This is a genomic window from Microbulbifer agarilyticus, from assembly GCF_019800665.1.
Taxonomy (GTDB): Bacteria; Pseudomonadota; Gammaproteobacteria; order Pseudomonadales; family Cellvibrionaceae; genus Microbulbifer; species Microbulbifer agarilyticus_C.
Genome location: NZ_JAHVKO010000001.1, coordinates 754,863 through 776,300 on the forward strand (window position 1 = coordinate 754,863; position 21,438 = coordinate 776,300).

The window sequence follows — 21,438 nt, forward strand, 5'->3', positions numbered from 1 at the left end:
ACTGGATTTGAGCTGTCCCCGGAACGCGTCAACGAGCATGCCGAGGCGACAGCCCTACACAATAAGGCTGTGTTTCATGCGTATTACGCTGGTAAAGAAAATTCTTGCGGATGGCTCCCCATGTGGGAAATGCCGCGACGTTGAGCAAAAGCTCAAGGAAAACGACCAGGAAAAGTTTCTGGACGAAACGTTGATTGCCGATGAGCGTGACCCAGAAAGTGCCGGTATGGCGCTGGCCCAAAAGCTGAATGTCCAGCGAGCGCCATTTTTCGTGGTGGAAGAGGAAGGCAAGGAACCGGAGGTCTACACGGTGTACTTCAAGTTTGCGAAGGAAGTGTTGGCCAAACTGGCAGCCTGATTGCGATTGTTGCGGCGACCCATTGCCGGTGTCGCCGCGCCAAGCTTTACGACTTAGTAAACCGGCAAATCAATATGTGAAAACAGTTCATCCACCTCCGCACGGGAGGATGCCTGCGCCGCTTGATCAACAAGCTCCCGGGTAAGATGCGGTGCGAACTGCTGGAAGAACTCGTACATAAAGCCGCGCAGGAAAATCCCTTTGCGGAAGCCAATTTTCGTCACGCTCGATTCAAACAGATCACTGGCATCCAGCGCGACAAGGTCACTATCCTCATCCTCAACCGCCGCCATATCCGCGACAATCCCAATGCCTAGGCCGAGGCGCACATAGGTTTTAATGACGTCGGCATCCGCTGCGGTGAACACCACTTTGGGTGACAACCCCTTCTCGAGAAACGCCTCGTCCAGCTTGGATCGACCGGTAAACCCGAATACATAAGTCACGATCGGGTACTTGGCCACCTCTTCCAGCGTCAGCTTGGATACCTGCGCGAGCTCATGGCCCTTGGGCACCAGAATACAGCGGTTCCAGCGGTACACCGGCATCATCACCAGATCACTGAACAGCTCCAGGGCCTCGGTGGCGATGGCAAAATCCGCAGTGCCGTCTGCAGCCATTTCGGAAATTTGCATTGGCGTTCCCTGATGCATATGCAGGGCAACTTCGGGGTAGCGGGAGATAAAGCCTTTAATAACGGTCGGCAGCGCGTAACGTGCCTGGGTATGGGTGGTGGCAATGGCAAGGCTGCCGCGCTTGTCATTACTGAATTCCTGCGCCACCTGCTTAATATTTTCCACCTTGCGCATAATCTCGCCGGCGGTTTTGAGGATGGCTTCCCCTGCCGGGGTCACACGGGTGAGGTGTTTGCCGCTACGCGCAAAAATCTCTACACCGAGTTCGTCTTCGAGCAAACGTATCTGTTTACTGATGCCGGGCTGGGACGTAAACAGGCTTTGCGCGGTGGCCGACACGTTGAGGTCATGGTGCGCCACCTCCCAGATATATCGCAACTGCTGCAGCTTCATAGCCTCTCTCCCTGCCTGCCCTTTCGGTCTCCGGCACTATCCGATCAGCGGTAATGTGATCTTTTTTGCGCCAGTAAATGGTTATAAAAACTGTGCAACTATATGCGCGAAAAGCATAGCAGTGAAAGTGATGAGGAGCCAACTAATCGTGATAAGGCTAGGGAAAAAGTGAACAAATGGTTACGAAAGGTGACCGAAGGCAAGTGAAATTCGTGTGATTTCTGGGCACCCGGGAAGACCAAGGTGTCGGCTGACGCGCTATTTGCCCTGATTGGCGATACCGTGCGGTACATGCCCGGTGGCGACATGGGCACCAGCGGAAGCGCAGTGCACCGGCTGATCGTCGAAAAATACATCGGCACCGAACGCCCGCAGGAACTCTCCCTTGGGTAGGCCACCAAGAAACATGGACTCATCAATTCGAATATTCCATGCCCGCAGTGTGCGAATCACCCGCTCATGTGCGGGCGCGGAACGCGCGGTGACAAGCGCGGTGCGGATTGGACAATCCTCGGGATCGAATTCGGCCTGCAGCTGTTGCAGCGCCTCTAGGAAGCCCTTGAACGGGCCGCCCTGTAAGGGTTTTTTCGCAGATGCACGCTCTGCATTGGTAAACGCGTCGAGGCCATCGCGCTTGAAGATTTGCTCGGCCTCGTCGGAAAACAACACCGCATCGCCATCAAACGCAAAGCGCAGTACCTCATCGCCACGCTGGCGTGCGCCGCCCGGGATCAACGTCGCCGCGGCAACGCCCTGCTCCAGCGCTCTGCGGACATCTTCACCATCGGTCGACAGGAAAAGGTGACAGCCAAACGGAGAGATATAGCGATAGGGACTGCCGCCATTACAAAACGCCGCACGGCTTATGCTTAACCCGTAGTGTTCAATCGAATTAAACACGCGCAGGCCGGTATCAGCACTGTTGCGGGATAGCAGTATCACCTCAACCCTGGGCTCACCGGGCAGCCGCTCGTTGATTTGCAGAAATTTTTCCACGAGAGAAAACGCCTCACCTTTCGGCAAAATATCGTTTTCCCGGTCAATCTGGTAGGCCGAAAACGCCTCTACGCCCTGCTCTTCGAAAATCTGATGACTCTCGCGCAGGTCAAACAATACCCGCGATGAAATCGCGATGATCAAACGATTGGGATGGGATTTTCCTGTCGGGTGCTGTGCGCTGGTCATTTGAACTCCCTACGGAGCCTCAATATCGTCGAGGCCCGATGGCCGTTCATCGTTACGATGCGGCTCAAGCAGAACCATCAGCATGTTAAGTAAGTCTTCGCGGGTCCGCTCCGAACGGACACCCGCCTGATTCACCACAACCAGCAGCATGGCATGGCAGGTTTCCAGCGTGGCGCGCGCCAGGCGATTAGACTCGTTTGGCGGACAGGTAAAGCCGAGTCGACTAAACATCCGCATCAGATGATTGATTACCAGCTCGTCATGACGCTCATCCAGCTCATGCAGTTCCGGTACGCCCCACATGGCCTGAACCAACGGCAACAGACCGCGCTGTTCGCGGTACACGGATAGCCAACGGGACAAGAGTTCGTCGAGGAATTCACGCAGGCTGAGACGTTCGAGGTGGCTTGCAGCGAGCTCGTTCAGACGCTCGGTAAGGCTGGCGAGCCACTGCTCTCCCATCGCATAGAGGATCGCATGCTTATTGGGAAAGTAGTGATATACGGAACCAACGGAAACACCAAGCTCCTTGGCGATCAGAATGGTAGTGAGGTCGTTCAGGCCGACCCGTTCGAGCAAATAGCCGGTGGTGTCCAGAATCTGACGGGCGCGCTCGCGTGCCCTCGCCTGAACGGGCTCTCGGCGCGGTGACAACTGGTTTCTACGGCGTTGATTGTCTGAGCTGGACACTTCCATCTTCCCTGCTACTGAACGTGCTTTTTAACACAATTAGCCAAACCACTCACCAAAAAAAAGGCCGGCATTTCTGCCGACCTTTTATTCCCATCCTGTGAGACGCGAATGGAATCGATTAGAAGCGGTAATCCATGTTGACCCCAACAACGCGACCACGCGAGGGATCGGTCTTGGTGGCCGGCAGGTTATACAGCGCATCTGCGTAACCCCAGTGGTAGAACTCTTCGCCGGTCACGTTCTCGGCGTAGATACCAGCGGTCCAGTTCTCTGCCGGAGAAGTCAGGGCTACACGCAGGTTCACCACGTTGCGGGCATCCAGCTTCACCGCTTCGGTGTTTTCCAGCTCGGACCACTGTTCACCGGTGTAGGTGTATTCACTGGAATAAGACAGCTCACCGAAGCCGGTTGCCTGGGTGTACGTCAGCACGGTGGCGGAGGAGAACTTCGGAGAGAAGGCCATCTCGTTGCCGTTACACGCATCACACAGTTCTTCCGGCGCACCATTGAACTCGGTGTCGAGCAGTGCTGCACCGAAGTACAGATCCAGGTTGTCGGTGATCAGCCAGCGCGCGTCCACTTCCAGGCCGCGACCTTCAGATTCACCCACGTTGCGGGTGATCGCTGCCGCACCTACCCAGAATGCCTGCTGCATGTCTTCATAGGTGTACTGGAACGCGGCGGCGTTCAGGGCCAGGCGGTTGTCCAGCAAGCGAGCTTTCACACCCAGCTCGTAGGACAGCACGGTTTCCTCGTCGAACTTGCTCGGCTCGGCGTTGCCGGCGTTGACCTCGTAACCCTGCTCCCACAGCCAGTCAGCCTGGCTCTCGTAGGTGTCGCCGTACGCCGGGTCGGTAATGTTGTAGGACAGGTAGTCGAAACCACCGGACTTGTAGCCGGTTGCAACGCTGGCGTAGGTGGTCAGCTCGTCGCTCAGCTCGTGGGTCAGGGTTGCACGGCCGGACACGTTGCTCCAGGTGTTGTCTCCGGTAATACCATCCTCATCGGTATACATGGCCTGGTAGTTCCAGCCACCAGTCCAGGTTTCCGGCCACGGAGAAACTACGGTGTAGGTCTTCTGGTCTTCGGTGTAACGCACACCCAGGCCAAGCGTGGTTGCTTCGGTGATATCGAAGGTGGTGTTGGCAAATACACCCCAGCCCTTGTAGTCACCGAGGGTGTCGGCGGCTTCGATGGACAGGTTGTCGGTGGCGTACTCCCACGGCTCGCCTTCGAAGCCAAAGGCTTCATCGAGCACGTCCTGCGGCAGTGCATCACAGGTTACAAAACTGTCGAGGCCCTCTTCCCACTCGTCCGCGTAGATACCGTCACAGATGAAGTCTTCGTTATCGATACCGGCAAAATCCGCATCCACTTCTTCCTGGTAGTAGGAAGCACCCAGAACATAATTGAACGGACCGCTGCTGTTGGAAGCGATACGGAATTCCTGGCTGAAGAAATCGCCAGTCTGCTCGCGGGTATAGGTATCGATCGGGTACGGGGTACCGTCGAAGTCCTCGCGGTAGGAGTAGTTGTGGGACTTGTAACCGGTAATGGAAGTGAGGGTGTTACCACCGGCGAGCTCGTGCTCCACGGTGAGGACCACGTCGGCGATCTCAGACTTGTCGAGACCATCCACGTCGTTGTACACCTCGTCGTAGGCACCTTCCGGAATGTCGTAGTTGTAACCGGCATCGTTGTCGAAGGCGCGATAAATGGAGCCATCGCTCTCGCGGTCTTCGTACTGCGCCAGCAGGGTCACCGTGGTGGCCTCGGAGGCTTCGTATACCGCGGTGATACGCGCGGCGTTCAGCTCGCTGGCGCCCAGGTCGCTACCGGTAGTGAGGTTCTTAACGTGACCGTCTTCAGAGAAGTGCTTACCGGCGATACGCACGGAAAAGTCTTCGGTTACCGGAACATCGACACCACCTTCCAGTTCGGTGCGACCGTACTGGCCGGCACCCACGGAGATATCGCCAGCAAAGGCTTCACCAGGCTTCTTGGAAACCATGGAGATAGCACCGGAAGCGGTATTGCGGCCGAACAGGGTGCCCTGCGGGCCCTTGATCACTTCCACGCGCTCGAGGTCATACATGCTTGGAGTGGCACCGGTGCGGCTCTGGTACACACCGTCGAGGAAAATACCCAGCGCCGGATCACTTCCGCTACCGAAGCTGTTGTTGTTGACACCGCGCACGGAGACGGAGTCAAAGTAGGAGTCGTTGGTCTCGCCGGAGATGCCCGGGGTAAGGGCAAACAAGTCCTTAAAGTCGCTCAGGTTGCTGTTCTTAACGGTTTCGCCAGTGAATGCGGTGACCGCTGCGGGAACGTCTTTCAGGGACTCTGCACGCATCTGTGCAGTTACCGTTACTTCTTCAATCTCTGCGGCCACCGCGCCGGCACCGACAGTGAAAACTACTGCGCCGATGGTAGAGGAAAGCAGGTTCTTTTTGGCCATGAAAGACCGGTCTGATAGCGTCATCGTTACTCCCCGTGGGTTATTTTTGTCGGGTTTGTGCCCATAGATACCGCTCGGACGGACCCAGTGCTTGTAAACTGATCGGTCTGTTATTTCATAAACCGAACAATTCTTCAACTTTTATTTGTACCCGCACCCTGCCGAAGCATGGCAATAACGACACAGGATTTTCGCTGTGCCGCACGGCCACAAAGCAAAGAAATCGAGTAAGTCTACCGGCCCAGCTTGTCCATCATGCTGTAGTACAGCATGCCCGCGACAAGCCCAGGCCAACGCAGCAAGGTACCACCCGGGAACCTTGGCGTCGGAATGCGCGACAATATATCAAATCTCTCCTCCGTTCCGGCAATAACTTCCGAAAGAATTTTGCCGGCGAAGGTAGCCGTGGGAACACCGTGACCGGAATACCCCTGGCTGTAGTACACATTTGGCTCCAGACGGCCGATGCTCGGCATCCGGTTCATGGTGATGGCAAGGGTACCGCCCCACCCGTAATCGATACGGGTATCCGCAAGCTGCGGGTAGATTTCCAGCATGTACTTACGCACGAACGCCCTGATGTCCTGAGGGAAGCGCGACGTGTAGTTTTCTCCACCGCCAAACACCAACCGGTTATCACCGGACAGCTTCCAATAATTGATCACAAACAGGGTGTCCTGTAGCGCGTAGTCGTTCGCTATCAATTCCTGTGCCAACCCATCGCTCAGTGGCTCGGTGGCAAGCACAAAGTTGTTGATGGGCATGATGCGTCCGGCCATGCGAGGCTCTAGGCCACCAAGGTAACCGTTGCAGGCCAGCACCACATTCTTGGCATATACCCGTCCACCGGAGGTGCTGACTACGCAGGGGTTGCCGCCGTGATAACTGGTTACGCGACTGTGCTCATAAAATTGCACACCCGCCGCGGCCGCTGCATCGGCGAGACCGAGGGCGAAATTCAATGGATGCAGATGCAGTGACCCGCTATCTACCTGGCCGCCGTAAAACCGTTCAGATCCCACCAGCTCGCCGACCTCGTGGCGGTCTGCATAGCGGATCTGCTCATAGCCGTAGCGTTCATTCAGCAGGTCAACTTCGGATTTCAGCTCGTCATCGTGACTCTCTTTGGCCGCGAGGTGCATGATGCCCCGTTTTAGGTCACATTTGATGTCGTGCTTGTTAATCAGTGACTCGACCAGCTGCACGGCCTCAACGCCCATATCCCAGAGGACCTTGGCCGTATCGAGACCGAGCATCTTCTCCAGGTCTTCCTGACCCTTGCGCTGCCCTACTCCCACGTGGCCTCCGTTGCGGCCGGAGGCGCCCCAGCCAATACGTTCGGCCTCGAGCACGACGACTTTGTAGCCGCGCTCGGCAAGGTGCAACGCAGACGAAAGCCCGGTATAGCCTGCACCAATAATGCACACATCGGCCTCTACATCACCCTGCAAGCGCGGATGGTCACTTGTGGGATTGGCGCTGGCAGCGTAATAGGAATCGGTATGGCCGAGCAGCTTTGAAACGCTTCCGCTAGCGGTCATGAAGGATCTCCAAAGTCAATTAGACGCAACTGGTTCTGTCTTGCACCCGGGCATTATTAAGGACATAGCCCCATTACTAACCACCTGGCGGTTGCGCTGGCGGAAACCCTGCAAAACAAAACCGAATCATTATTCGGTATTTCTTGAATGATAATTCGGTTTTTTGTCATAATCAAAGCCCTGGCGAGAAAAATTGTTGTACGCCGGCTGCCAAACCTTCGCTCACCATAAGAATCTACGCTAATGTTTTGGCGAATTTGGCAAGATACCTATAAACAAGCCTTCCAATCTCAAGGTGTAACATGGACAAGATAACCCAGTGGCTCGCGGAACATTCCATCTCCGAAGTCGAGTGCCTGGTACCGGACATGTCTGGAAATGCACGGGGTAAATTCACCCCTACCGACAAGTTCCTTACCCAAGACAGCCGTCTGCCGGAGAGTATCCTGGTGCAGACCGTAACCGGCGACTACGTTGACGAGCACAACGAACTGGTCGATCCCGCGGATACTGACATGCTGCTTGTGCCTGACCCAGACTCAATCCGCCTCAACCCTTGGGCAAACGAGCCAACCGCGCAGATCATCCACGACTGCTACACCCGCGATGGCAAGCCCCATCCGATTAGCACACGTAACATTCTGAAATTTGTTCTGGATAAATACGCTGAGCAGGGCTGGAAGCCTGTGGTCGCGCCAGAAGTTGAATTCTATCTGGTAAAGAAAAACCTCGACCCCGACGAGAAGCTTTCTGCACCGGTCGGCCGCTCAGGCCGTACCGAGAAAACCCGTCAATCCTACAGTATTGATGCGGCAAACGAGTACGAGTCCATCATCGAGGACATGTATGACTTCTCGGAGGCCCAGGGCCTGGACGTGGACACCCTGATTCACGAATCGGGCACCGCGCAGATGGAAATCAACTTCCTGCATGGCGACCCATTAAAGCTGGCCGACCAGGTATTTACCTTCAAACGTACGGTACGTGAAACCGCCCTGCGCCATGGCATCTATGCCACGTTCATGGCAAAGCCCATGGCCGATGAACCTGGCAGTGCATTGCATTTGCACCAAAGCATTGTGGACGTTAATACCGGCAAGAACATTTTTGTGGACGACGAAGGTGCGGAAAACGAACGCTTCATGCACTTCATCGGCGGCATGCAGAAATATACCCCGGGATTCATGACGTTCTTTGCGCCCAACGTAAACTCGTACCGTCGTTTCACCAAGGAAAACGCGGCACCGATTAGCCTGCATTGGGGCTACGACAACCGCACCACAGGCCTGCGCGTACCGGATAGCTCCCCGCAGGCCAAGCGCCTGGAGAACCGCTTCCCCGGTGCGGACTGTAACCCGTACCTGGCAATTGCCACGTCGCTCGCCTGCGGCTATCTGGGCATGATGAACAAAATTGAGCCCAGCAAGCCTTATGAAGGTGATTGCTCGGTTGAGCCAATCTCCCTGCCCCGCACCCAGGAGCACGCGCTTAGCTTAATGGCCGAATGCCCTGAAGCAGTGGAAATGTTCGGCGACACCTTCGTGCGCGCATGGGCGGCAATCAAACGGGATGAGTACGAAGAATTCAACCGCGTAATCAGTTCGTGGGAGCGTGAGTTTCTGCTACTGAATGTTTGATTACATAGTTATGCGCAAATAAAAAAGCCCGGCATTAGCCGGGCTTTTTTATGCCAGGAATTGATCTCAACCTACTTATGGCTGGGATCTTTCCAGTAGTCCTTCACGGTATCTTTCATTTCCCGGGCAAGGATCGAAATACCGAACAGGTTGGGCAGCGTCATTAATACAATAGCCACCGCCGACAGGTTCCAGATAACCGTTGTATCCTCAATGGCCGCCCAAAAGAAGGCGACAACGTATACCAACCGGTAAGGCATCACCGCCTTCGGCCCGAAAAGGTAAATCATCGAGCGGTCACCGTAATAGGACCAGGCGATAGCGGTGGAGAATGCAAACAGCAAAATCCCCAGCGTAACAATGTAACTACCGTATTCGCCGAAGAAACCTTTCTGGAACGCGCGGTTGGTCAGTGCCACCGAGTGCAGCAGTGAGTTACCCCAGACGTCCACATTCGGGTTTACCAAGCGTCCGTTGTTCACATTCAGAACGCCGGAGAAATTATCACCGGCAACACGGAACTCAACATCTTCCGCGACGGAGCGGGAGTTCAGCACGGTGAATTCATTTTCGTTCAGCGGGCGACCGTCGGCGACAACAATAGCACCGGTGTACGCGGTGACCTCACTGCTCTGGTTGCTCAGGAAACCAAACAGCTGCTTAACGTCGGCCTCGTCCTTGTCCGAGTAGGTGCCGGCAACAACCATCATGTCCGCGCGTTCGAACTGGTTCATGTGCTTCTCGGTCCACACGCCGGAAGACAGGATCACCAGACCAGTCAGCGTACAAATAATCAGGGTATCAATAAACGGTTCCAGCAGAGACACCATGCCCTCGGATACCGGCTCGTCCGCACGGGCCGCGGCGTGCGCAATCGGCGCGGAGCCCTGACCTGCCTCGTTCGAGAACAGGCCGCGGTTTACACCGCGGTTGAATGCGTAAGCGAAGCTCGCGCCCAGGAAACCACCAACAGCCGCGCTGCCGTTAAAGGCACCGGCAAATACCGCCTGGAATGAAGGAATAATGTTCTGGTAGTTGTACAGAATCACCGCGAGAGCGCCGATGATGTACAAGGTTGCCATTACCGGAACAATGGTCGAGGTAACCTTGGCGATACGGGTGATACCACCAATAATCACCATGCCCAGCAGAATCGCCAGCACACCGCCGGTAACCATTTTGCTCAGGCCGAAGGTGTCATGCATTGCCTGGGCAATGTTGTTTACCTGGGGCAGGCTTCCGGTACCGAAGGAGCTGATTACGGTTGCGATCGCAAAAATGACCGCGAGCCATTTCATATTGAGACGGCGCTCCATGTAAAACATGGGGCCACCTGCGTAGAAGCCATCCGCAGCTTTAATACGGTATTTATGGGAAAGGGTTACTTCCACAAATTTTGTGGTCATACCGAGGAAAGCGGTAACCCACATCCAGAACAGTGCCGCGGGGCCACCGAGGAAAATGGCCAGACCAACGCCGCCGATGTTACCGGTACCCACGGTGCCGGAAAGCGCGGTAGAGAGTGCCTGAAAGTGAGAGGTATCACCGGGGTCGCCCGGCTTGTCGTACTTACCACGGACAATCTTGATTGCGTGGCCAAAATAGCGGATCTGGGGAAAGCCCAAATAAAGGGTAAAAAAGAAGCCGACCCCTAACAGCACCCACGGAAACCAGACTGCCGAACCCAGCAGCCCATCCAGGGTCAACAAAAATTGATTGAATGATTCCAAATCAACCCCCACAACTTTATCGTTTTGAATGAAATATCGTCAGAGCCATACATTGGCTGGACGCGCGAGCGGAACTTCCAGAGACAGAGTCACGCACCGCGCAAATCAGAGAATATTTTTATAAACCAGCCCCTGACGTTGGGCGCCAGAGTAGCAGCTTCCATACGAAGTGAACAGTAATCCGCCAATTATCAGCATCAAAGTCCTGTTTTCTGCCAAAAAATCGATTAACCACCAAATTTCTCGCTAAAACAGCAAATCCTGTCGTCGCCCTCACCCGATGTTCGCAAAAGCATTATCGCAACCGCTACATCTAGCCGAACAAATTGACGCCAAATTGCTTATTTATCACCCCAACTGCGCTGAAACCCATCGCGTTGCGGAAACACGCCGAATTGTCCACCGGTATGTACGAATACCAGGTTTTCGCTGTTTTTATAGCGCCCCTTTTCGATATCTTGCAGCATGCCGTAAAACGCCTTGCCGGTGTACACAGGGTCCAACAGTAAACCCTCCTGCTGTGCCAGCATCGCAATCGCCTGATAGATTTCATCGGTGGCGATGGCGTACCCAGGTCCGATGTACTCATCAACCACATTCACCTGGTCTTTATTAAATTCAAACCCTCGCGGAACCATTTCCGGGTAGCGCCTGTTCCAGTCGCATACATCTTCGGCAACTTTGTTTACAAAATACTCTTCGTCATCGCATACCGCGTATCCGGTAACCTGCGCGCTTTCTCCAAGCAACTGGCAGCCCAACGTCATACCTGCTTGCGTCCCCCCGCTACCACTTGCGCACACCAGGTGCTGGGGGGCGAAACCTTCACGCCGACAATCCTGAATAAGCTCTTCAACACCCGCGATATAACCCCACACACCGAGCCCATCACTACCGCCCGTGGGGATGGAAAGCGCTTTGCTGCCTTGCTCCAGATAATGCTGTTCCCATTCTTGGAACAGCTCTGGAAGCCGGGAAAGGTATTCTTGTAATGGATACAAGCTCACCTGGGCACCAGCGAGGTAATCCACCAATAGATTGCCGTCCGGTGCATCACTGAGCTTGCTTTTCGGGCGGCTTTGCCGCAACAGCACGTGGGCACGGAGACCGCACTTTGCGGCGGCAAGTGCAGTGGCTCGGCAGTGATTCGATTGCTCACCACCGCAGGTAATCAGCGTATCCGCTCCAATTCTCTTGGCCTCTGCGACAATGAATTCGAGCTTGCGGAGCTTGTTGCCTGACATGGCACTCTCCGTAAGGTCATCGCGCTTAACCCAAATGCGCGGCCCTCCAAACGGCTTGGAGAACTTCTCGCTAATACGATCAAGTGGCTGTAATGGCGTCGGCAGGTTCGCAAGCCGCTCTCTCGGCGGATAAACAATCGTCACGGTCAACTCCCCTTTCACTCGTGGCCTAGCGGACTACTTACAAAAAAACCCGGCGATCGCCGGGTTTTTTGCGTGAAGCCACACTGCTTTTATAACTGCACTTAGCGAACGACTAAGGCAAAGCATGTGTCTTCAGATGTTTTTAATGGTGCCTTTAGGCAATACCGCGTGTACGGCAACCTTCTGGAACTTCAGCTTCATGTTATCGGCCACTTCCAGAATCAGGTAATCGTCGTCTACTTTCTCGACACGACCCAGCATACCGCTGGTCATTACCACTTCGTCACCTTTTTTCAGCGCGCCAACAAGCTCCTGATGCTCTTTTTGACGCTTGCGCTGCGGACGAATAATGAACAGCCACATGAATACAAACAGGCCGCCGAACATCAGCAGGGTAATCAGCGGGTTACCCTGAGGAGCCGGTGCAGCCTCTTGCGCCATTGCAGCAGGAATAAAGAAATCCATGGTCTAAACCTCGATAGAGTCAGTCAAATTCTGGGGCACAACTCTAACGGCTTTGACAAAATGAGGCAATCCAGAGCACCGCAATTGCGGGCCCTGGATCATGTGATGCGAGGGATCTGTTAGCGCCGATTAATAGCGCTGTCGAACTTGCCGGCGGTATCCTGTCGGTGACATTCCGGTCCAGCGCTTAAATGCACTGGTAAAACTGGTTCTGTCAGAGAAATCGAGGATTCGAGAGATACCGTCAACACTCAATGCAGTGTCTTTCAAAAAGTGAACTGCGTGACGGAAGCGAACGTGATCCCGCAGAGATGCAAAACTGAGGTTATGCTCCTGCAAACGGCGCTGCAGGGTGCGGGTGGACATGCTGAGATCAGAAGCCACCGGGCGAATCGCCAGAGATGCCTTACCAATCCGTTGTTCCAGCACGTCGATTACACGGGCGGCGATACCGAAGCTGGTCGCTTCCGGTGGTGCCAGCAACTGGTCGAGAATGTTCGGATCACCGGACAGACGCGCCTGTTGCAATGGTTTGTCTTCTGACAAAGAAGCCTGATCTGGCTGAATGTGATTCATTAAGCTGCTCCTTTATGGATTCCTTGAGCCGCGGTTATTGTTCTACGCCCGCTTCCTGCGAGACCCTTTATACCACCGCCAGTACTATTGCCGATCTGATTAGCGTTTACAAATCCAGCAATCTCTGACTACAACCTTGGGTGCTGGGCGCACCTGAAAAACAAGCAACGAAGCCTACCCAGAGTGAACGTTTTTTGTACTGCTTCCTCGCACCACACCCAATCGCTCTGGGCAAAACGTTTGAGCGGCGCTCCTTTACACAAGCCAGTATAGACCATCTAGGGATAATGCAAGGGGCGACAGGCAAATTTTTTTAAGCAATGCACAAAAAGAGTACACCGAGCCCGATACCGCCCTCCTTTTATAGCCCCGATATGGCCTCGATATGGCCCCTTGGGGCTAAACGCAAGGTCACCGCGGCCTCAGACCGCCGCGTGTCCCTGATTAAGCCAGGTTTTCGTCAATCCAGTTCAGAACATCGTCATGATGCGTCTTGGTCTTAACCTTATCGATGACGTGTTGCAGACGCCCCGCCTTGTCGATGATAAAAGTGGTGCGAATCAGGCCCATATATTCTTTACCCATAAACTTCTTGAGGCCCCAACAACCATACTTGTCGGCGATCTTGTGGTCCTCATCGGCAAGCAGGTCAAAATTCAATTCATACTTATCATTAAACTTCTGCAGCTTTGCTTCAGGGTCTGGGCTAAGACCGAAGACAACGGTGTCACGCTTGGCAAACTCCTTGGCACTATCGCGGATACCACACGCCTGCGTTGTACAGCCTGGTGTTAATGCCTTGGGATAGAAATACAGCACCACATTTTTGTTATCCCGAAAATCTTTCAAAGCAACCTTCTCGCCGTTTTGATTCTTCAGGGTAAAAACAGGTGCGAGATTGCCGATTTTAGGATGTGCCATGGTGCCTCCCCTTATTGAAATACAAGTAATCGCAAGCGCAGCATTGGAACCTTACCTACAATGCAAGCGCGTATACATCGAGCGCAATATTATATCGAGTTTATCGATGGGCGCGATCTTCCAGAAAATATTTGTTGAATGCGGTCTGATTATTTAAATCCCTTTGGGATCAAAAATCTTGCAAGCGGAAACATTGCTCTTTGCGTGCACGTAAACCGCAAGTGCCGAGCTTTTCCACGAGCGCAGCCTTTTCCGCGTCGGTAAGGAACTCGCCTACTTCCAAACAGCCTTCGGGCCCACTGAAGGTCACCGCCGTAGGTTCGGCAGGTGTGGCTCCCATGCGCACGAGTACCGCCAAGCTGTCGCGATCAAACTCGGTGTGATACACCGGCCGCTTCAGGCTGCCGCGGCTGGTATCGAGGACTACGCGCTCATCGGTTATGCGGATCACTTCCCGGCGTGTTCCTTCCATATATACGTAGCCAAACAGTGCTCCCAGCAACAACATCTCCAGGCCAGCGAATGGAATGACCATCCAGGCCCCCGCAAGCGCGAATGCGATACTGATACCGAGGGACACCGCCACCAGGGAAATGAACACCCAAAGGTTGCCGGCAAAAGACAGGGATTGATTGGGCGCGAGAAGGATACAGGCCCGACGCCCGCGTGCGCCGCCGACTTCTTTGACCATGAGTACATCATCCATCACTGTGACTATTTCAGTGTAGGACAGGGTAAAACTGAACCAAGAGTCAGCTTGTGCCAGCGTGGGCTTCTATACTGTTGCGGCACCGGTGGCCCGTATTCCAATGGCCCATTTTGCCCCCCTCTTCTTATGTACTCTGCCTTCTGGCCCTTCCGGCCGTATCAGGGGTAGATTTTCCCGCACACAGGGGGCAAGATGCGGCGGGAATACGCGTCCAAAAGCCGCGTGCATTAACCGCCTGGCCCGTTTCCGGCAAACCCATGGCCGACACGTAAACTGGCAGGCGCGAACGACAACAAGAGCACCATCATGCAAGTTGAGTCCATCGAAAAACTATTAAAGTCCACTCAGCGGGAAGGTGAAACCGCCCGCATCCAGGGCTGGATCCGCACCCGTCGTGATTCCAAAGCGGGCCTGTCCTTTCTCGCCGTGCACGACGGCAGTTGCTTCGACCCGATTCAGGTGGTGGTTGAAGCCGACATCAACAATTACCAGTCTGAAATTCTGCGCCTGACCACTGGCTGCGCCGTGGATATTGAAGGCACGATCAAGGCCTCCGAGGGCAAGGGACAGTCCATCGAACTGCTGGCCAACAGTGTGACTGTGGTTGGTTGGGTGGAAGACCCAGATACCTATCCGATGTCTCCCAAGCGTCACAGCATGGAACACTTGCGTGAACACGCCCACTTGCGCCCGCGCACCAACGTCAGTGGTGCGGTGGCGCGCGTGCGTAACTGTATTGCGCAGGCCGTGCACCGTTTCTTCCACGAGCGCGGCTTTAACTACATTCACACCCCGATCATTACCGCTTCCGACTGTGAAGGTGCGGGCGAAATGTTCCGCGTGAGCACGCTGGACCAGACCAACCTGCCCCTGACCGACAAGGGTGACGTGGACTACGGCGAGGATTTCTTCGGTGAAGAAACCTTCCTAACGGTATCCGGCCAGCTCAATGTAGAGAGCTACTGCCTCGCGCTCTCCAAGGTCTACACCTTTGGCCCGACCTTCCGCGCGGAAAACTCCAACACTACCCGCCACCTTGCGGAGTTCTGGATGGTGGAGCCAGAGATTGCCTTCGCGGACCTGGCCGACTGCGCCAACCTCGCCGAAGAAATGCTCAAGTACATCTTCCGTGCGGTTCTGACCGAACGTGCCGACGACATGGCATTCTTCGCCCAACGCATCGATAAAGAAGCCATCTCGCGCCTGGAAAACATCGTCGATAACGACTTCGCTCGCATCAATTACAGCGATGCCATTGAGATCCTGGAAAACTGCAAAGAGAAGTTCGAATTCCCGGTTTCCTGGGGCATCGATCTGGCCTCGGAGCACGAGCGTTACCTGGCAGAGAAGCACTTCAAAAAGCCCGTTATCGTGCTGAACTACCCGAAGGACATCAAAGCCTTCTACATGCGCATGAACGACGATGGCAACACCGTCGCTGCCATGGACGTACTGGCACCCGGCATCGGTGAAATTATCGGCGGTTCTCAGCGTGAAGAGCGTCTCGATCGTCTGGATGCGCGTATGGACGAAATGGATATTCCCAAAGAGCACCTGGATTGGTACCGCGACCTGCGTCGCTACGGTACTGTTCCGCACGGTGGCTTTGGACTGGGCTTCGACCGCATCGTGTCCTACGTGACCGGTATGGGCAATATCCGCGACGTAATCCCATTCCCGCGCACACCGCGCAACGCGAAGTTCTAACTTTGCGCTGCCAGCGATTACTGCAGGCAGAAACAAAAAAACCCGCACCAAGGTGCGGGTTTTTTTATGGCTTTTACTCGGTTGAGTAAAAGCTTACGGCAGCAGGTGCGCTACAGCGTCGCGCTCTTCAGCCAGTTCCTGCTCAGTCGCGGTCATCTTCTCACGAGAGAAATCATTGATGTCCACACCCTGAACAATTTCCCAGTCGCCGTTTTTGCAAACAACCGGGAAGGAGTAGATCAGGCCTTTCTCAATACCGTAAGAACCATCGCTGTAAACACCCATGCTGGTCCAGTCGCCTTCGGCGGAACCCAGGGCCCAATCGCGCATGTGGTCGATCGCAGCGTTAGCTGCAGAAGCTGCGGAGGAAGCACCACGTGCTTTAATGATGGCTGCACCGCGCTGCTGAACAGTCGGGATGAAGTCAGTCTCGTACCACTCCTGCTCTACTTTACCCATGGCGTCTTCGCCATTCACCTTGGCCTGGTGCAGGTCAGGGTACTGAGTCGCAGAGTGGTTACCCCAGATGGTCATGTGGGTAATGTCGTTGACGGTGGAATCGGTCTTGTTCGCCAGCTGAGTCAGGGCACGGTTGTGGTCCAGACGGGTCATGGCGGTGAAGTTACGCGGATCCAGGTCAGGCGCATTGCGCTGAGCGATCAGTGCGTTGGTGTTAGCCGGGTTGCCAACAACCAGTACTTTTACGTCGCGGGAAGCTACGTCGTTCAGAGCTTTACCCTGCGCAGAGAAGATTGCAGCGTTGGCTTCCAGCAGGTCCTTACGCTCCATGCCCGGGCCACGCGGACGCGCGCCAACCAGCAGAGCGTAATCGGCGTCTTTAAAGGCAACGGTTGCATCGTCGGACTGAACGATTCCTGCCAGCAGCGGGAAGGCACAGTCTTCCAGTTCCATCGCTACGCCTTTCAGGGCTTCCAGAGCGGGAGTAATTTCCAGCAGCTGAAGAATAACTGGTTGATCCTTACCCAGCATTTCGCCAGAAGCGATGCGGAACAGTAGGGAGTAGCTGATCTGACCGGCGGCGCCGGTAACTGCAACACGAACAGGTGCTTTCACGATGTATCTCCGTTGTTTTCAGGCGCCCGCATTATAGGGCCTTGCAAATTAATTTCATTATCCTTTGGTCTATATCTCTATACAAAAGAGACCAAATTAATCACGCCAAATCCTTTTTCGCGCCCGGATAACGAACTTTTAAGGCCTCATACAACTGAACGCTGAAATTTTCTGCTGCAGCGTCTAAAGATTGAACAATCTCAGCCAGATGCTCGTTGTCTTCCCTGCCCTGCCACTGCTTCTGGTAGCTACCGTCTTGATAACCGTGATCCTGGCGGAACCGATTCAGCACATTTTTGCCGACATAACGACGATAGAGTTCGTCGAGATCCATCGCACAATCGGCTAATAATTGAGCAAATCCGGGCAGGTCAAACTGCTTGGTGGCAAGCGTATTCAGGGTGAATGACTCCAGGTTTTCTCTGAAGTCGCCGGCGGTGACCTCGATAGCGTCGAGCTGCTGCTGCATTTCTTGAGCAACAACCTCGGGGGCACCCTGCTGCAGCTCCAGGCTCAGGCCGAAGTGCCAGATATCCACGAGTTCCAGCTTAACCTGCTCGATTTCCGGCTCCTGTTTCTTCCACCACTTCCAACCGTAATGGTCCAGCAGCTCGGCGCTCTCTACCCAAATTGCCCGGTACCAGGCGAAATTCTGTTCACGCCAATTCTCATTTACGACCGTGTTGATGGCGTCCTGCAGGGCCAGCATGGTCTCCAGTTGTTGTTGAGACATAGTTATTTCCTAAAATCAGCCCGGCCGGATTTATGCAGCGCGCGGGAAAAGTCGGTAAAAATTTTCAGTGGTGATGCGGGCAAGCTCTTCGTAAGGGAGCCCACGCAAATCGGCAATAAATTCGGCCACTTCCCGCACGTAGGCGGGAATATTCGGTTTGCCGCGGTGTGGCACCGGTGCGAGGTACGGAGAATCGGTTTCCACAAGCAGGCGATCCAGCGGCACTTGCTTGGCAACTTCACGAAGCTCTTCCGCATTTTTGAAGGTGACGATGCCAGACAGGGAGATGTAGTAGTTGAGGTCTAACGCGGCCTTCGCCATGTCCCAGGATTCGGTGAAACAGTGCAGAACCCCCGCATGTTCACGGCTGCCATGCTCTTTGATCAGATCGATGGTGTCCTGACGCGCATCGCGGGTATGCACAATGACGGGCAAGCCTATTTGATTGGCGGCCTGCAAATGCGCCACAAAGCTTTCCTGCTGCACTTCTCTGGTTTCGGTGCTGTAGTAGTAATCCAGGCCTGTTTCACCGAGTGCAACTACGTTGGGCTGCGCCGACAGGCTTTTTAGCTTGTCGACATCTGCCAGGCCTGAATCAACGTCCAGCGGGTGTACACCGACGGAACAGACCACATCCGGATAGGTGTTGGCGATGGAAACTACCTGGTCGACGTTATCCAGGCTAATCCCCACACAGAGAAACTTGCTGACGCCGCGGCTACGCGCAAGGTCGAGCACCGCGTCCAGATCACCGTCAAACTTGTCGAGCTTGAGCCTGTCGAGGTGACAATGAGAATCTACCAGCATAAATCACAGCCTATCACCCTGTATTCGAGACAATGAATCAGGGAAAGTGAATCAGGGGAAAATGACGTGGGGATTATACAGACATGGCCAGCGATATGCCTGTCTCGGTAAGCGCTGGTGGCGCGCCGGAATGTGGCTGGCAGCTGCCGGGCCGAAGCGCCCGGCAGGATAAAGACAACGGAAAGTCTTTACAGTGTGTGCGTTGGACGGCTCGACTCCAGAGAGCCTGCCAGCAGCGTTTCAATCTTGTTCTGCGCGGTATTTTCCTTGTCGCTGAACTGGATACCGATACCGGGAGTGCGGTTGCCTTGTGCTCCTCCTGGTGTAATCCAGACCACTTTTCCTGCAACCGGAAGCTTTTCCGGCTCATCCATCAGGCTCAACAGCAAGAAAACTTCGTCGCCCAAGCTGTAAGACTTGTCGGTATTGATAAACAGACCACCGTTTTTCACGAACGGCATATACGCTGCATACAACACGGATTTGTCTTGAATCTTCAGTGACAGGATGCCGTTGCGGGCACCGCCCCCCATACCTTTCATGCTAAACCCCACCGCGGTTGCGTGTAACTCGCCAGCCTTGCAAAGGATAGCTGGCCACACGCCACTTCTTGTACATTATTTAACCGCCGCCTGAATCCCTAACCCTGTGTAGAGCCGACGACCGTATAGGAATTGTCGTGGTAAGTTACCCCGATGGCCAGCGACCTGTCCACATTCCTGTGAAATATCAGCGGAACAGCGCCGCCCAGCGAATCATCAGCTCTTCCAGCAGTAACCGCTTGTTCGGGTTGCTGTTGCCGGATAGCAGCGCGCGGGCTTTGAGCAGGTGATCGTAGAATCCAAATACCGGCCGCATACTCTCCGGTCCCGTGCCAGGCAAACGCTGCAGTAAACCCATAATCTTGGGATCCGCGGCAACGTCGGTACTGCGGGATTTCAGCATCAGTGCCACCCAGCTCTGCCAGAATTGCAGCAGCATATTGAGATCCGCCCCTTCAGCGGGCTTTTCCCATTTGCCTGCCAGCACCACTGGGTTTTCATCACCGCGTGTCAAGCCACTCAGATCCGCAAAAAACGTTTGCCGAGTCTCTTCGGCCTCAGGCTCCATCAGGCGAATAGCCAGCAGCGGCGCACCGCCAGCGAGGTTGAGGGCACTATCAGCATCTTCGTTTTCAATGCCACTTTCGCGCAGCCAGCGCAAAGCAGATTGCTGCGGCGGTATCGGGAAAGCGATGGTCTGGCAGCGGCTGCGAATTGTCGGCAGCAGTCCGGAGGGATGATCCGTGATAAGTAGGAAAATCACCGATCCGGATGGCTCCTCAAGGTTTTTCAGGAGCGCATTTGCCGCATTAACATTCATTGCCTCGGCTGGCGCAAGAAGCACAACACGGGCGCCTTCTCGGCCACTGGTGCGACCAACAAATTCACCCAACTCGCGAATCTGCTCAACCTTTAAAGGCCCCTGCTCTTTCTCCGGTACCACACGGGTAAAGTCTGGATGGGAACCCGCAGCGCGCAACTGACAACCGCGGCACTCGCCGCAGGCCAAACCATGACGAGGCTGGTCGCACAACAGCAGCGCGCTGAACGCTTCCGCAAAACGGCGCTTGCCGAGGCCGGATTGACCACTGATCAACAGCGCATGCGGGCAACGTCCTGCAACCCATTGTGCGCCCAGACGCTGCCACTGCGCCGCCTGCCACGGCAGGGGCGATGGAATCTGAGACTGCGCGAAACCTTCGGATTCTACTGCCACGGATGTCATAACGGGCTCGCAATCTGACGCAACGCCAGCGCCAGGCTCTCCTGAACCTGCTCAAGTGGCACCGAAGCGTCAATTACCGTGTATTGATCCGGGGCGCTTTCCGCACGTTTGAGGTAAGCCGCACGGACCTTGTTAAAGAAGTGAATCTGCTCGCTTTCAAATCGGTCTGCCTCACCGGTACTGGCCGCGCGCTGCAGGCCAATTTCTGGGTCGACATCAAGCAACAGAACCTGATCAGGACGCAGATCACCCTGCACGGTTTGTTCGAGCTGCGCGATCAGGTCCCAGTCCAGTTCACGACCACCTCCCTGATACGCATAGGTCGCGTCGGTAAAGCGGTCACAAACAACCCACTTTCCGTCGGCGAGTGCGGGCAATATCACGCGCTGCAAATGCTGGGCACGAGCGGCAAAAACCATCAGTAGTTCCGCCGTGGGGTCCACGCTTTCCTCGCGTTTTTCCAGCAGCAGGTTCCGCAGTTGTTCGGCGAGGGGGGTACCACCGGGCTCCCGTGTTTGGATAAACGGAATCCCCTGCTCCGTTAGCCACTGGGTGATAAAGCGAAGATTCGTGGACTTACCCACGCCCTCTCCGCCTTCCAGAGTAATAAATTTACCGTTTGGTAGATCGCTCATTGATGTTCCGGCCGTCAAAACGGGCA

General features: G+C 54.9%; 20 protein-coding genes. 3 read left to right on the plus strand and 17 right to left on the minus strand.

All coding sequences use genetic code 11. The features are described 5' to 3' along the window. Nucleotides 1-76 precede the first annotated feature (76 nt). Nucleotides 77-358, plus strand: coding sequence for a hypothetical protein (locus tag KUV22_RS03110; protein ID WP_222228287.1), 282 nt, complete (start codon nt 77-79; stop codon nt 356-358). A gap of 53 nt (nt 359-411) precedes the next feature. Here KUV22_RS03110 and cysB read toward each other — a convergent pair whose 3' ends face one another. From cysB to KUV22_RS03135, 5 genes are all read right to left on the minus strand, one after another. Then, nucleotides 412-1,386 carry an HTH-type transcriptional regulator CysB gene (gene cysB, locus KUV22_RS03115; RefSeq protein ID WP_222228289.1) on the minus strand — a complete coding sequence of 325 codons (975 nt, stop codon included), beginning with the start codon at nt 1,384-1,386 and terminating at the stop codon, nt 412-414. Nucleotides 1,387-1,644: 258 nt separating this feature from the next. After that, the gene (locus tag KUV22_RS03120; RefSeq protein ID WP_222228291.1) at nt 1,645-2,571 is read right to left on the minus strand and encodes a 5'-nucleotidase; all 927 of its coding nucleotides are present in this window, start codon (nt 2,569-2,571) and stop codon (nt 1,645-1,647) included. A 9-nt stretch (nt 2,572-2,580) separates the two neighbouring features. Next, the gene (locus tag KUV22_RS03125; protein WP_222228293.1) at nt 2,581-3,267 is read right to left on the minus strand and encodes a TetR/AcrR family transcriptional regulator; all 687 of its coding nucleotides are present in this window, start codon (nt 3,265-3,267) and stop codon (nt 2,581-2,583) included. Between the two features lie 115 nt (nt 3,268-3,382). Further along, nucleotides 3,383-5,746 carry a TonB-dependent receptor gene (locus KUV22_RS03130; protein WP_222228295.1) on the minus strand — a complete coding sequence of 788 codons (2,364 nt, stop codon included), beginning with the start codon at nt 5,744-5,746 and terminating at the stop codon, nt 3,383-3,385. Nucleotides 5,747-5,955: 209 nt separating this feature from the next. Further along, a complete protein-coding gene (locus tag KUV22_RS03135; protein WP_222228297.1) occupies nt 5,956-7,263 on the minus strand; it encodes an NAD(P)/FAD-dependent oxidoreductase in 1,308 nt (435 codons plus the stop codon). A gap of 302 nt (nt 7,264-7,565) precedes the next feature. On the opposite strand from KUV22_RS03135, the gene KUV22_RS03140 reads away from it, so the two are divergent. Then, the gene (locus KUV22_RS03140; RefSeq protein ID WP_222228299.1) at nt 7,566-8,900 is read left to right on the plus strand and encodes a glutamine synthetase family protein; all 1,335 of its coding nucleotides are present in this window, start codon (nt 7,566-7,568) and stop codon (nt 8,898-8,900) included. A gap of 71 nt (nt 8,901-8,971) precedes the next feature. On the opposite strand, the gene KUV22_RS03145 is transcribed toward KUV22_RS03140, so the two are convergent. From KUV22_RS03145 to KUV22_RS03170, 6 genes are all read right to left on the minus strand, one after another. After that, nucleotides 8,972-10,630 carry an alanine/glycine:cation symporter family protein gene (locus tag KUV22_RS03145; RefSeq protein WP_224916748.1) on the minus strand — a complete coding sequence of 553 codons (1,659 nt, stop codon included), beginning with the start codon at nt 10,628-10,630 and terminating at the stop codon, nt 8,972-8,974. Nucleotides 10,631-10,971: 341 nt separating this feature from the next. Continuing rightward, on the minus strand, nt 10,972-12,018 hold the full coding sequence (locus KUV22_RS03150; protein WP_222228303.1) for a D-cysteine desulfhydrase family protein: 1,047 nt from the start codon (nt 12,016-12,018) through the stop codon (nt 10,972-10,974). A 132-nt stretch (nt 12,019-12,150) separates the two neighbouring features. Then, nucleotides 12,151-12,483, minus strand: coding sequence for a preprotein translocase subunit YajC (gene yajC / locus KUV22_RS03155; protein ID WP_010130736.1), 333 nt, complete (start codon nt 12,481-12,483; stop codon nt 12,151-12,153). A 129-nt stretch (nt 12,484-12,612) separates the two neighbouring features. Continuing rightward, nucleotides 12,613-13,059: a helix-turn-helix domain-containing protein gene (locus KUV22_RS03160; protein ID WP_010130737.1), complete on the minus strand. Its 447-nt coding sequence runs from the start codon at nt 13,057-13,059 to the stop codon at nt 12,613-12,615. Between the two features lie 444 nt (nt 13,060-13,503). Next, nucleotides 13,504-13,980, minus strand: coding sequence for a thioredoxin-dependent thiol peroxidase (gene bcp / locus KUV22_RS03165; protein ID WP_222228305.1), 477 nt, complete (start codon nt 13,978-13,980; stop codon nt 13,504-13,506). 169 nt (nt 13,981-14,149) lie between these two features. Further along, nucleotides 14,150-14,686, minus strand: coding sequence for a DUF2244 domain-containing protein (locus KUV22_RS03170; RefSeq protein ID WP_222228307.1), 537 nt, complete (start codon nt 14,684-14,686; stop codon nt 14,150-14,152). A 309-nt stretch (nt 14,687-14,995) separates the two neighbouring features. On the opposite strand from KUV22_RS03170, the gene asnS reads away from it, so the two are divergent. Beyond that, nucleotides 14,996-16,396, plus strand: a complete 1,401-nt coding sequence (gene asnS / locus KUV22_RS03175; RefSeq protein WP_222228309.1) for an asparagine--tRNA ligase — start codon at nt 14,996-14,998, stop codon at nt 16,394-16,396. A gap of 93 nt (nt 16,397-16,489) precedes the next feature. Here asnS and KUV22_RS03180 read toward each other — a convergent pair whose 3' ends face one another. The 6 genes from KUV22_RS03180 to tmk all read right to left on the minus strand — a co-directional run bounded on the left by KUV22_RS03180 (nt 16,490) and on the right by tmk (nt 21,412). Continuing rightward, nucleotides 16,490-17,470, minus strand: coding sequence for a malate dehydrogenase (locus KUV22_RS03180; protein ID WP_010130741.1), 981 nt, complete (start codon nt 17,468-17,470; stop codon nt 16,490-16,492). Nucleotides 17,471-17,570: 100 nt separating this feature from the next. Then, a complete protein-coding gene (locus KUV22_RS03185; RefSeq protein WP_222228311.1) occupies nt 17,571-18,203 on the minus strand; it encodes a dUTP diphosphatase in 633 nt (210 codons plus the stop codon). Nucleotides 18,204-18,233: 30 nt separating this feature from the next. Beyond that, nucleotides 18,234-19,010 (minus strand): TatD family hydrolase, encoded by a 777-nt coding sequence (locus tag KUV22_RS03190; RefSeq protein WP_222228313.1) that lies wholly within the window; start codon nt 19,008-19,010, stop codon nt 18,234-18,236. Nucleotides 19,011-19,198: 188 nt separating this feature from the next. Continuing rightward, a complete protein-coding gene (locus tag KUV22_RS03195) occupies nt 19,199-19,552 on the minus strand; it encodes a PilZ domain-containing protein (RefSeq protein WP_010130745.1) in 354 nt (117 codons plus the stop codon). A gap of 187 nt (nt 19,553-19,739) precedes the next feature. After that, nucleotides 19,740-20,777: a DNA polymerase III subunit delta' gene (locus tag KUV22_RS03200; protein WP_222228315.1), complete on the minus strand. Its 1,038-nt coding sequence runs from the start codon at nt 20,775-20,777 to the stop codon at nt 19,740-19,742. Continuing rightward, nucleotides 20,774-21,412: a dTMP kinase gene (tmk, locus tag KUV22_RS03205; RefSeq protein ID WP_222228317.1), complete on the minus strand. Its 639-nt coding sequence runs from the start codon at nt 21,410-21,412 to the stop codon at nt 20,774-20,776. The genes KUV22_RS03200 and tmk overlap by 4 nt, the downstream gene beginning before the upstream one ends. Nucleotides 21,413-21,438: the final 26 nt, after the last annotated feature.